Raw genomic sequence first — 11,873 nt, 5'->3', positions numbered from 1 at the left:
GAGCTTGCGCGCTTCCGGACGGGGGGCCCTCCCCCCCCCCCCCCCACCCCCCTTCCAAAACCCAGGGGAGGCCCCCGCGCCACCGGTTGCCCCGGCCCCACTTCCGCTGGGTTCCGCCCGTGGCTCAGGCGGTGCTGTTACGGGGCGACTGGCGCGGTGCGCCGCCGGTGCGCGCCGCGGACGCGGAGCTGGTGCGCGCCGCGGACGCGGAGCCGCCGGAGGAGCGGCGGCCCTGGCCCGCCCGGCCACGGCCGCGGCTCTGCGAGGGACCGCGCTTGGCCCGCTCGGTGACCGGTGCGGTGATGGTGACCGGGACCCCCGAGGGCGCCTGGGCGCCCGTGATGCGGCTGAGTTCGGCCTCGCCCGAGCGGACCTGGGCGGTCTGCGGCGTGATGCCCGCGTCGGCCATCAGCCGGCTCATCTCGCGCCGCTGGTTCGGCAGGACGAGCGTGACGACACTGCCGGACTCGCCGGCCCGCGCGGTGCGTCCGCCGCGGTGCAGATAGTCCTTGTGGTCGCTGGGCGGGTCGACGTTGACGACGAGGTCGAGGTTGTCGATGTGAATGCCGCGGGCCGCGACATTGGTGGCCACCAGCACCGTGACATGGCCCGTCTTGAACTGCGCGAGGGTGCGGGTGCGCTGCGGCTGGGACTTGCCGCCGTGCAGCGCGGCGGCGCGTACGCCGCTGTTCAGCAGGTGCTCGGTGAGCCGGTCGACGGCGTGCTTGGTGTCCAGGAACATCAGCACCCGGCCGTCGCGCGCCGCGATCTCGGTCGTGGTGGCGTACTTGTCGGCGCCGTGCACGTGGAGTACGTGGTGCTCCATCGTGGTGACCGCGCCCGCGGACGGGTCGACGGAGTGGACCACCGGGTCGTGCAGGTAGCGGCGGACCAGGAGGTCGACGTTGCGGTCGAGGGTGGCGGAGAACAGCAGCCGCTGGCCCTCGGTGCGTACCTGGTCGAGCAGCGCGGTGACCTGCGGCATGAATCCCATGTCGGCCATCTGGTCGGCCTCGTCGAGCACCGTGATGGCGACCCGGTCCAGCCGGCAGTCGCCGCGGTCGATGAGGTCCTTGAGCCGTCCCGGGGTGGCGACGACGATCTCCGTACCACCGCGCAGCGCGCTGGACTGCCGGCCGATCGACATACCGCCGACGACCGTGGCCAGCCGCAGCTTCAACGACCGGGCGTACGGGGCGAGCGCGTCGGTGACCTGCTGGGCCAGCTCCCGCGTGGGGACGAGGATCAGGGCGAGCGGCTGCTTGGGCTGGGCGCGCTGTCCGGCGGTACGGGCCAGCAGCGCCAGGCCGAAGGCGAGGGTCTTGCCGGAGCCGGTACGTCCCCGGCCGAGAACGTCCCGGCCGGCCAGCGAGTTGGGCAGGGTGGCCGCCTGGATCGGGAACGGCACGCTGACCCCCAGACCGCTGAGCGTCTTGAGCAGCTCGGCCGGCATGTCCAGGTCGGCGAAGGCCGCGACGGGGGGCAGGGCCGGGGTGAGGGTGACGGGGAGGGCGAACTCGCCCTTCAGCGCGGCGGGGCGCCGCCCGTAGCCGCCACCGGAACGGCCCGGGGCGCCGGAGCGTCCCTGGGAACCCGAACGGCTGGCGGCACCCGAGCCGAAGCGGCTGCCCCGGCCGGAGCCCGCGGAGCCGCCCGCGCGGGTACGGGAGTAACGGTCGTTCGTGCGTGCTGCGCGGTTCATTCAGAACCTTTCTCGATGGGCACGTATCGAGAATTCTCGGCAGGAAAACCGCACGAAGAATCGCAAGAACGAGCCGATTACATACAGAGACCAGAGCCGCGCCGGGGCGTAGAACAGCCGGAACCGTGCGTCGCGTTCCGCACACCACCAGGGCAAGCGGAACAGGCTCTGTCGAAACGTGGAATCTTACGGGAAGACCACGGGAAAAATATAAAAACAACGAGCTGGGGCCCGCATTTCTAGGTGCGGACCCCAGCTACGTCATGAATTCAGCGTCAGGCGGGAACGATGTTCTCCGCCTGCGGGCCCTTCTGGCCCTGCGTGACGTCGAAGTTCACCTTCTGGCCTTCCTGCAGCTCACGGAAGCCCTGGGCGGCGATGTTCGAGTAGTGGGCGAAGACGTCGGCGCCGCCGCCATCCTGCTCGATGAAGCCGAAACCCTTTTCCGCGTTGAACCACTTGACGGTGCCACTGGCCATGTTGATCTCCTTCGGGGCATTTAGCCCGGAGGGCCGCACTGTGCGGACCCCACGTCGCCGCGATGATTACCCCGTCCGGAGAAATCCCGGAAATACAAAAGCGCACCCACCGGCACATAAAGCCGGTAAGAGCACTTGAAGTCTTTGGGAACCACAACTGCAACTGAGATCAACAGTAGCACGGCGCGAGCGGCCGGGTACGGCAGGCAATATCACTCCGTCCGCCGTGCCACAAATCTTCATCACGCATCCAGCCAATTTCTGCATCAGCGACCACAGATATTCAGGGGCCGCGGGCTCCGCCCGGACCGGCCGGGTGCACCGCAGCCCGTTCTGCCCGGCCGGCGGAGGCGGGGACGCCTGGCGGGAAATCCGGTGACGCGTACCGTGGGACGCGTGTGCTGGAGCGCGACAGCCGATCTCGTGGTGGGCGCCGGTATCACCGTGGTCGGCGTGGCCTGCGTGGCGCGGGTCCGCAGGGTCCGGGATCTGCCGCTCGCCGCACTGCCGTTGCTGCTGGGGGCGCATCAGATCATCGAATCGGTCGTGTGGCGCTCCGGCGGCGGCGCGGGCCCTGCCACCGTCGCCTGGGTCGTGATCGCCCTGCCGGTACTGGCGGTGTGGGTGCCGTTCGCCGTCCTGCTCGCCGCGCCGCCCCGGGCGCGGCGCCGGCTGGTGATTCCGGCCGTGATCGGGCTCGGCACCGCCGCGGTGCTGTCGTACTACCTCCTCCACCGGACGGCGAGGGCCGAGATCCGCGGCCACACCATGGGGTTCGCGCTCGACCTTCCGCACGTCCCGCTGCTGGTGCTGGCCTATGCCCTGGCCACCGTCGGGGCGCTGCTCATCGGCGGTGATCCGACGGTGCGGCTGCTCGGCGTGGTCGTCGCGTACGCGGCGGTGCTGTGCGTGACGCTCTGGCGGCTGGAGTTCATCTCCACCTGGTGCGGTCTCGCGGCGGTGGCGTCCGCCCTGGTCCTGGTGTGGGCGCGGCGCCTCCCGGCGGCGCCCCGGCCACGGACGGGGTGAGGTACGAACAAACAGCCGCCCTCGCCCACGCGGCGCCTCACCCCCACGCCCTGCCATCGGTCCCTAGCATGAACGGGAGCGGCTCCGGCGGCCGCCGCGTGGCCCGGGTCTCGGGAGGGGACGTCATGAGCAGCGGTACGCCCGACCCGTCCCTGACGGCCCGTACACCCCGCTTCACCGCCGACTTCTCCTCCACCGAGCAGTGGGTCGCGGGGCGCTCCTGGGCCTATCCCGGCGGCGGGCCGACCAACCCGGGGGACAACAAGCTCGATCATCTCGTGCCCGACGCGGAGTACAGCCGCGGCGGCACCTTCCGGGCGACGCTCCGTTCCGACGGCTACTGGAACACCGGGCTGCTCACCACGGAGGGCAGCCCCGGGGAGTTCACCGTCCGCACCGGAGACGTACTGGAGACGCGCGTGCGGCTGCCCACCGAGATCGGCGCGTGGCCCGCGATCTGGACCTGGCTGGACGGCGGGAACGAGATCGACGTCTTCGAGTACCACCCCGACAACCCCCAGTTGCTGGAGCTGTCGAACCGGGTGCGGGGCAGCGAGCACTACTGCACGGACCGGGCGATCCGCCCCGGTGCCCTGGTGAGGCTGAAGGTGGAGTTCCGGCCCAGGACGGTCGTCTGGTGGGTCAACGGCCGGCGCGTCTTCGCCGACGGCAGGGGCGTGGGCCGCGACTGGCGGGCCCACCTCATCGTCAATCTCTCCGTCAGCGCCGGTCGGTACCATCCCGCGCCGGGGCCGGGGGTGACCGCCATGTCGTACGGGGTCGACTATCTCCGGGTGTACGGCGCCCGCTCCTGAACCGCGGCGCCTCCTGAACGCCGGCGCCTCCCGCACATGGCCGGCTCCCGCACCGCCGCCCTCCGCACCGACATGCGGGCCGGGGGCCGGTGCGCGAGACTCGACAGCACCATGAACGAGGACGCTCAGGAGACGGACACCCCGGCCGGGGAACAGCGGGGCGAGGCGTACTTGCCGATCGCCGAGCACGGTCTGATCGGGGATCTGCGGACCGCGGCGCTGGTGGGCACCGACGGCCGGATCGACTGGTTCTGCGCCCCACGCTTCGACGCCCCCAGCGTCTTCGGATCCCTGCTGGACGCGGAGCGCGGCGGCTTCTGGGACATCCGGCCGGTGTGCCAGGTCTCCACCCACAACCAGTTCTACTTCCCCGACACGAACATCCTGATCACCCGGATGCTCACGGCCGACGGCATCGTGGAGGTCCAGGACTTCATGCCGATCGTGCGGGAGCAGGACCCGCACCACCGGCAGCGGCTGGTGCGGCGGGTGGTGAACGTACGTGGCCGGATGCGGCTGGGGGTACGGATCGCGCCGCGGCTGAACTACGGCCGGGACCGGCACCGGCTGGAGCGCATGCCCGACGGCGTACGGTTCGTCGGCGACGTCCTCGCGCTGTCGCTGCGGTCCTCCGTCGCGCTGGAACTCGACGACACCGACGCCTACGCGACGTTCGATCTCGACGAGGGCGACACGGCCCTGTTCGACCTCGAAACGGACTATGCCTCCGCGTATGCCGCCGCGGACGCGGAAATCGGCGCGAACACGGGGCCGGATCCGTGCGCGGTCGACGCCGAGGCGGCCGAGGCGCTCTTCGTGGCCACCGTGGCCTTCTGGCGCCGCTGGCTGCGGCAGTCCACGTACACCGGCCGCTGGCGGGAGATGGTCCACCGTTCGGCGCTGACCCTCAAGCTGCTGACGCATGAACCGACGGGTGCCATCGTCGCCGCGCCGACGCTCGGGCTTCCCGAACAGCTCGGCGGCGCCCGCAACTGGGACTACCGGTACGTATGGATCAGGGACGCGGCGTTCTCCCTGTACGCGCTGTTGCGGATGGGGTTCACCCAGGAGGCGCAGGGGTTCATCAGCTGGCTGGCCGAGCGGCTGCGGGACGCGACGGACGGCAGGGTGGGCCCGCTGCGCGTCGTGTACTCGATCGACGGCCAGGACCATCTCCCCGAGGAGGTGCTCGGGCATCTGGAGGGGTACCGGGGCTCGTATCCGGTGCGTACCGGCAACAACGCCAGCGACCAGCGCCAGCTGGACATCTACGGCGAACTGATCGACTCGATCTATCTGTTCAACAAGTACGGCGCGGGTATCTCGCACGAGAGCTGGACCGATCTGTGCGAGATCCTGGAGTGGCTGCTGAGGCACTGGGACTCCGCCGACCAGTCCATCTGGGAGACCAGGGCGGGCCAGCAGAACCACACGTACTCGCGGCTGATGTGCTGGGTCGCCGTCGAGCGCATGATCAGGATGGCGCGCCAGCGCGGACTGCCCGGCGATCTGGGCCGCTGGACGGCCGCCCGGGACGAGATCTACCACCAGATCATGGAGCGGGGCTGGGACCCGCGGACCCGTACCTTCGTCCAGCGGCTCTCCGCCGAGCCGGGCCGGCCTCCCGAGAGCATCCTGGACGCCTCGCTGCTGCTGATGCCCATGGTCAAGTTCATCTCGCCGGTCGATCCGCGGTTCCTGTCCACCGTCGAGGCGATCGCGGACCGGCTCGTGATGGACAACCTGGTGTTCCGGTACGACCCGTCGCAGGCCCCGGACGGGCTCGATGGTTCGGAGGGCACGTTCTCGATCTGCTCGTTCTGGTGGGTGGAGGCGCTCGCCCGCACCGGAGAGGTGGAGCAGGCGCGGCTGGCGCTGGAGAAGATGTTCACCTACGCCAACCATGTGGGCCTGTACGCCGAGCAGATCGGGCTGACCGGTGAGCATCTGGGCAACTTCCCGCAGGCGTTCACCCACCTCGCCCTGATCAGCTCGGCGATCAACCTCGACCGGGCGTTGGGCTGAGAGCCGGAAGGGAGCGGACAGGAATCATGCCGGCGTCACGTCACCCCGTGTCCGGGGCCCCCTGCTGGGTGAGTCTGATGGCCCGCGACCTGGAGGCCGCCCAGATCTTCTACGGAGCGGTCCTCGGCTGGACGTTCCGGCCCACGGCCCTGGGCGACGAGTTCAGCCTCGCGCTCGACGACGGCGCGGCGGTCGCCGGGATCGGGGCGCTGGCGCCGAGCCTCCAGGCCGCGGTCGCCTGGACCCCGTACTTCGCCGTCGACGACGCCGACCTGGTCGCGTCCCGTATCCGCGAGCGGGGCGCGACCGTGGCGGTGGGGCCGCTCCCCATGCACACGGGCCGCGCCACCCTCGCCGCCGATCCGGACGGCGCCGTGTTCGGCTTCTGGGAGGGCAGGACCGTCGCCGGGTGGTCCGTGGGGCGGGGCAGCGCGCCGGCACGGCTGGAGCTGCGGACCCGGGACGCGTTCGCCGCCGCCATCTTCTACGGGCAGGTCCTCGGCTGGGGCTCGGACGAGAAGGCGAGCTGCGAGGTCCACTACGAGGACGGTCAGGTACTGGTGCGCGACGGCACGCACACGGTCGCGGCGCTGCGCGGCGGAGCGGTCGAGAGCGCCCCGGACCCGCAGATCAGACCGCGCTGGCACGTGTACTTCCGGGCGGCCGACGTGAGCGCCGCCGCGCGGGCCGCCGCCGCGGCCGGCGGGGTCGTCGTCACGCCGCCGGGCCTCACCCCGGCCGGCGAGGAGGCCACCCTCCGTGACCCCGACGGCGGCCTCTTCACGATCGTCTCGGCGTGAGAGGGCCACGCTCGGGGGTCACTCGGCCAGGCGCGCGTTACGGCGGACCGAGGACCAGAAGGACCAGCCGATCAGGACGACGCCGACGAGTCCGGTGATGAGTTCGCTGATCTGGTACTGGATGGTGATCAGCAGGATCAGCGCCAGCGCGCCGATGGCGTAGTGCGCGCCGTGCTCCAGGTAGACGAAGTCGTCGAGTGTCCCCTGCCGGACCAGATAGACCGTGAGGGACCTGACGTACATCGCGCCGATACCGAGGCCGAGGGCCATCAGCACGATGTCGTTGGTGATCGCGAAGGCGCCGATGACCCCGTCGAACGAGAACGACGCGTCGATCACCTCCAGATACAGGAACATGAAGAACGCGGCGTTGCCGGTGAGCGCCACGGCCGAGCCGGACCCGCGCTTCCTGGCGGCGTCCTCGACCCGTTCCTCCTCGTCCTCGATGCGGTGCTCGAAGAAGCGGGAGAGCCCGCCGACGATCAGATACGTGATGAGCCCCGCGACGCCTGCCGTCAGCACCGTCTGGGCCTTGTCCGCGTGTGTGCCGCCGTGCTGGTGGGCATGGGTGGCGACCGTCATGGACGCGACGAGCAGCACGATCAGCGCGATGCAGACCGCGAGCATGTCGATCCGGCCGAGCTTCGCCAGTGGCCGCTCCAGCCAGGCCTGCCACTTGATCTCCCGGTCCTCGAAGATGAAGTTGAGGAAGATCATCAGCAGGAAGATCCCGCCGAAGGCGGCGATCGACGGATGAGCGTCCGTCACCAGCTGCTGGTACCTGTCCTTGTCGTTGATGGCCAGCTCCACCGCCTTGACCGGGCCGATCCTGGCGGTGAGGGAGACGATCAGGACGGGGAAGACGAGCCGCATGCCGAAGACGGCGATCAGCACCCCGACGGTGAGGAAGATCGTCTGCCAGAAGGCGCTCATCTTCTTCAGGATCCCGGCGTTGATCACCGCGTTGTCGAAGGAGAGCGAGATCTCCAGGACCGCGAGGATGGCGACGATCCACAGCGCGGCCCAACCGCCGTACAGCGCCCCGACGGCGAGACCCGCCGCGGTGACGACAAACGCCCATCTGAATGTCTTCAGAACCACTGGTCCTCCACTTCCCCTCCGTGAGGCCCGGTCAGCGTCTCACCGTGATGCCGGCTCTTCCGGGAAACACGCACGGCTGACAGACTCCTCCCGTGCCCGACTTCGACATGCTTGTCATCGGATCAGGACCGGGCGGCCAGAAGGCCGCCATCGCGGCGGCCAAGCTCGGCCGCCGGGTCGCCGTGGTCGACCGCCCCGACATGGTCGGTGGCGTCTCCATTCATACCGGAACCGTCCCCTCCAAGACCCTGCGCGAGGCGGTGCTCTATCTCACGGGGCTGGCCCAGCGGGATCTGTACGGTCAGAGCTACCGGCTCAAGGAAGAGATCACCGTCGCCGATCTGACGGCCAGGACGCAGCATGTCGTCGGCCTTGAGGTCGACGTCGTACGCAGTCAGCTGGCCAGGAACCAGATCACGCTGCTCGCGGGCACCGGCAGGTTCATGGACGACCACACGGTCGCCGTACGGGACGCCTCCGGCCAGGACCGGCTGCTGACCGCGGATCACATCGTGATCGCCACCGGCACCCGGCCGGCCCGCCCGGCGAGCGTCGAGTTCGACGACCGTACGGTCATGGACTCGGACAGTGTGCTCAGCATGGAGAAGGTGCCCCGGTCCATGGTGATCGTGGGCGCGGGCGTCATCGGCATGGAATACGCGTCGATGTTCGCCGCCCTCGGCAGCAAGATCACTGTGGTCGAACAGCGCGCCGGGATGCTGGACTTCTGTGATGTCGAGGTGGTCGAGGCCCTGAAGTACCGGTTGCGGGATCTGGCGGTGACGTTCCGCTTCGGTGAGACGGTGGCGGCGGTCGAGCGGCACGAGCAGGGCACGCTCACCGTTCTGGAGAGCGGCAAGAAGATCGCCGCCGACGCCGTGATGTACTCCGCCGGGCGCCAGGGGCTGACCGAGGAACTCGACCTCGGCAAGGCGGGGCTCTCCGCCGACGCGCGCGGACGGATCACGGTCGACGAGCACTACCGCACCGAGGTTCCGCACATCTACGCCGTCGGCGACGTCATAGGCTTCCCCGCCCTCGCCGCGACCTCGATGGAACAGGGCCGGGCCGCCGCGTACCACGCGTGTGACGAGCCGGTCAATCCGATGCACCATCTGCAGCCGATCGGTATCTACACCATCCCGGAGATCAGCTTCATCGGCCGGACCGAGGACCAGCTGACGAAGGAGCGCGTGCCGTTCGAGGTCGGGGTCTCCCGCTATCGCGAACTGGCCAGGGGCCAGATCGTGGGGGACGCGCACGGCGTGCTGAAGCTGCTGGTGTCCCCGGAGGACCGGCGACTGCTCGGAGTGCACTGCTTCGGTTCCGGGGCGACGGAGCTGATACACATCGGCCAGGCCGTGATGGGGTGCGGCGGCACCGTCGACTATCTGGTGGACGCGGTGTTCAACTATCCGACGCTGGCCGAGTCGTACAAGGTCGCCGCCCTCGATGTGACCAACAAGATCCGCGAGATCGACCGTATGAAGCGCTGAGCCCCCGGCCCCGGCCGGGCGGCGCGACGCCCCCCTTCCCTTTCGCGTCACACGGGGCGCACGGATTCATCCCCCGAAGCGCTTGGAAAAGCTTCCAATTCGATCAAAGGAACGGTCACCCCCCTTTCCCGCGACGCCTTTCCGCGAAGCGCCGGCCGCCGCGAGAGCACACCCCACCCGTATGAAGCCGGGTCTTTCGATCTTTGCCTTTTCTTTGCTCACGCGCCGATCGTCAACCCAGGAACGCCGAACGGAATACACGAGGCACTCGAAGCCCTTTCCCGCGCCCCCGGAATGAGAGGCTCCGAGAGGAAGACCGCCTCGCCAGACGGGCCGTGCGGCGCCTGGGCCGTCGGCGTCATCGCGACGATCATGCACAGAACAACACCGGCGTGCGCCTGTCAGGAAACGCGTATTCGCCACCGTCAGTGGCCGGGATATGACTTCATGTGACGCCGGGCGGATATACGATCCCCCAACAACGTCTGGTGAAGAGGTAGTTCAACCCATGATCAAGTCGCATGGCCGTGGTGGGACTGAGATACCCAGCCGACGGACACCCTCGCACCCGGCAGTCGTACCGGCTCCGCGCCACCCCCACTCCCCGTGACCACCGCCGGGTGAATCCTCCGCACCACATTCTCAGCCAACTCGAAGGTTCTCCATGGCACGTACCCCCGCGCCCTCTCCCCGAATCCGCAGGTCGCCGTGGCTCTGGTCGACGACTCTGATGGCCTCCCTCGCCGCGTTCGCCGTCGCGATCGTGCCCATAACGCGCCTCGGCGCCGGCCTGACCACGGCCTACGGCGTGGTCGCGCTGCTGGTCTTCATCTCCCTGTCGGTGCTGCGCGGACAGCACCGGCGCGCCGAGTCCGATGTGGTCCGCTACGGCGACGAGACACGGGAGCGGGAGGCGGAGACGGCCCGTCGCGACACCCGCTGGCGCTCCCATGTCCAGCACCAGTCCGAGCTGGTACGGGAGGAGGTCGAGCATCTCGTCAAGGAGAGGCTGCCCGCCGCGCTCGCCAGGACCGAGATCCCCGGACCGCTGCACGGCGCCGAACGGCTGGGCGAAGGGGTCACCGACTGGTTCGGCCGGCTGCTGGCCGAGGTCGCCGAGGCGGTGGACCACCGCGAGGAGTCGCAGCGGCTCGCGCTGGTCGAGCTGGCCAGCCGGGTGCAGACCTCGGCACACCGGATCCAGGCCGCGGTGACGGGGCTGGCGGACCGCTATCCCGGTGACGCCGATCTGCTGGAGACCACCATGCGGGTGGATCACGCGGCGACCCAGCAGGCCCGGCACGCGCAGAGCCTCAAGGTGCTCTGCGGCGAGTGGCCTGGGCAGCAGTGGCAGAAGCCGCTGGCGATGGTGGACGTGGTCAGGGCCGCGTCCGGACGGATCGTGGCGTACAAGCGCGTCGAGGTCACCGGCGACCCGGACGTCGGGGTCACCCCGTCGGTGGTCGAACCGCTGATCCATCTGCTGGCCGAACTGCTCGCCAACGCCACGGAGTACTCACCGCCGCGGACAGGTGTGCCCGTGACCGTGCGGACGGTGCAGCGCGGCGCGGTCATCGAGGTGGACGACGGCGGTCTCGGCATGGACGAGTACCGGCTGACCGAGGCGCGTGAGATCGTCTCCGGCTCCCGGCTGCTCGGGGTCGGCGAGGTCGGTGAGATCCCGCAGACCGGCTTCGCGGTCGTGGGCCGGTTCGCCGACCGGCACGGTTTCCAGGTCGACCTGGGCCCTTCGCCGTACGGCGGTGTCCGCGCCGTGGTGCTGGTGCCCACGGGGGTACTGGAGACCCTCGCCCCCGCCGGTACCACCGCCAAGCCCGTCCCTCCCGTACCCCAGGTACCCCACGTGCCCCAGCCCACCTCAGCGCCCGACGCGAGCGGCACCGCTGCGGAGCGGCCCGCCTCCGGAGCCACCGACGGCCGGCCGGCCGTCGCTCGGCCGCCCTTCCCCGAAGCCGCCGCTCCCGGAACCGCCGCTCCCGGAACCGTCGTCCCCGGCCCTGTCGTCCCCGGCGCCACCGCTCCGGAAGGCGTGACCGAGCCGGTCGTCTCCCGGCCCGCCACCCCCGAAACCGCCCCCGGAATCGCCGCTCCGGCGCCGGAGGTGTCGGTGCCCGCCGCACGCGACGCGACGGTCCGGGATACGCCGAAGTCCGGCGCGCCGGCCCTCCCGTCACGCAACGGCCGCCGGCTCCCCCAGCGCCGTTCACGTCGCGACGAATACGCGCCCGCGGCGGAGGCGGCCCCCACCGCCCTCACACCGCCGGGCACGCCGGAACAGGCCGGTGACTGGATGGAGCAGTTCTTCGAGGGCGGCCGGTCCGTCCCGACGTCCGGCTCCGGCCCGTACGAGGGCCAGGACGGCTCTTCCTCCCCCACCCCCGATTCACCGGAAGGACTGACGTGAG

Annotated in this window: 9 protein-coding genes; 6 read left to right on the top strand and 3 right to left on the bottom strand. The window is 70.2% G+C overall.

Translation table 11 applies throughout. The features are described 5' to 3' along the window. Positions 1–124: 124 nt before the first annotated feature. Both ACZ7LS_RS31855 and ACZ7LS_RS31850 read right to left on the bottom strand, forming a co-directional pair. Positions 125–1,702, bottom strand: a complete 1,578-nt coding sequence (locus ACZ7LS_RS31855; RefSeq protein WP_385132807.1) for a DEAD/DEAH box helicase — start codon at positions 1,700–1,702, stop codon at positions 125–127. Positions 1,703–1,977: 275 nt separating this feature from the next. Further along, on the bottom strand, positions 1,978–2,181 hold the full coding sequence (locus ACZ7LS_RS31850) for a cold-shock protein (RefSeq protein WP_014061102.1): 204 nt from the start codon (positions 2,179–2,181) through the stop codon (positions 1,978–1,980). Between the two features lie 396 nt (positions 2,182–2,577). Here ACZ7LS_RS31850 and ACZ7LS_RS31845 point away from each other — a divergent pair, with 396 nt between their 5' ends. From ACZ7LS_RS31845 to ACZ7LS_RS31830, 4 genes are all read left to right on the top strand, one after another. Then, positions 2,578–3,210 carry a DUF6629 family protein gene (locus ACZ7LS_RS31845; protein ID WP_382526764.1) on the top strand — a complete coding sequence of 211 codons (633 nt, stop codon included), beginning with the start codon at positions 2,578–2,580 and terminating at the stop codon, positions 3,208–3,210. A gap of 125 nt (positions 3,211–3,335) precedes the next feature. Continuing rightward, complete coding sequence (locus ACZ7LS_RS31840; RefSeq protein WP_385132811.1) at positions 3,336–4,025, top strand: glycoside hydrolase family 16 protein; 690 nt, start codon at positions 3,336–3,338, stop codon at positions 4,023–4,025. Between the two features lie 111 nt (positions 4,026–4,136). Beyond that, the gene (locus tag ACZ7LS_RS31835) at positions 4,137–6,050 is read left to right on the top strand and encodes a glycoside hydrolase family 15 protein (protein ID WP_385132967.1); all 1,914 of its coding nucleotides are present in this window, start codon (positions 4,137–4,139) and stop codon (positions 6,048–6,050) included. A 77-nt stretch (positions 6,051–6,127) separates the two neighbouring features. Continuing rightward, the gene (locus ACZ7LS_RS31830; RefSeq protein WP_382526998.1) at positions 6,128–6,850 is read left to right on the top strand and encodes a VOC family protein; all 723 of its coding nucleotides are present in this window, start codon (positions 6,128–6,130) and stop codon (positions 6,848–6,850) included. Between the two features lie 18 nt (positions 6,851–6,868). Here the strand turns inward: ACZ7LS_RS31830 and ACZ7LS_RS31825 are convergent, their stop codons facing one another. Next, positions 6,869–7,951, bottom strand: coding sequence for a DUF475 domain-containing protein (locus ACZ7LS_RS31825; protein ID WP_385132814.1), 1,083 nt, complete (start codon positions 7,949–7,951; stop codon positions 6,869–6,871). Positions 7,952–8,043: 92 nt separating this feature from the next. Between ACZ7LS_RS31825 and sthA the strand changes: the two genes are divergently transcribed. Together sthA and ACZ7LS_RS31815 are read left to right on the top strand one after the other, a co-directional pair. After that, a complete protein-coding gene (gene sthA / locus ACZ7LS_RS31820) occupies positions 8,044–9,447 on the top strand; it encodes a Si-specific NAD(P)(+) transhydrogenase (protein WP_382526774.1) in 1,404 nt (467 codons plus the stop codon). Between the two features lie 664 nt (positions 9,448–10,111). Then, a complete protein-coding gene (locus ACZ7LS_RS31815) occupies positions 10,112–11,872 on the top strand; it encodes a sensor histidine kinase (RefSeq protein WP_385132817.1) in 1,761 nt (586 codons plus the stop codon). Position 11,873: the final 1 nt, after the last annotated feature.

This window comes from Streptomyces sp. NPDC039430 (genome assembly GCF_055639435.1).
This window is presented reverse-complemented; position numbering and strand designations above follow the sequence as displayed.

Bases quoted from the DNA above. Each gene is read 5' to 3' on its own strand.
- ACZ7LS_RS31835 (WP_385132967.1), top strand. From the start codon at position 4,137: ATGAACGAGGACGCTCAGGAGACGGACACCCCGGCCGGGGAACAGCGG.
- ACZ7LS_RS31850 (WP_014061102.1), bottom strand. From the start codon at position 2,181: ATGGCCAGTGGCACCGTCAAGTGGTTCAACGCGGAAAAGGGTTTCGGC.
- ACZ7LS_RS31855 (WP_385132807.1), bottom strand. From the start codon at position 1,702: ATGAACCGCGCAGCACGCACGAACGACCGTTACTCCCGTACCCGCGCG.
- ACZ7LS_RS31840 (WP_385132811.1), top strand. From the start codon at position 3,336: ATGAGCAGCGGTACGCCCGACCCGTCCCTGACGGCCCGTACACCCCGC.
- ACZ7LS_RS31830 (WP_382526998.1), top strand. From the start codon at position 6,128: ATGGCCCGCGACCTGGAGGCCGCCCAGATCTTCTACGGAGCGGTCCTC.
- ACZ7LS_RS31815 (WP_385132817.1), top strand. From the start codon at position 10,112: ATGGCACGTACCCCCGCGCCCTCTCCCCGAATCCGCAGGTCGCCGTGG.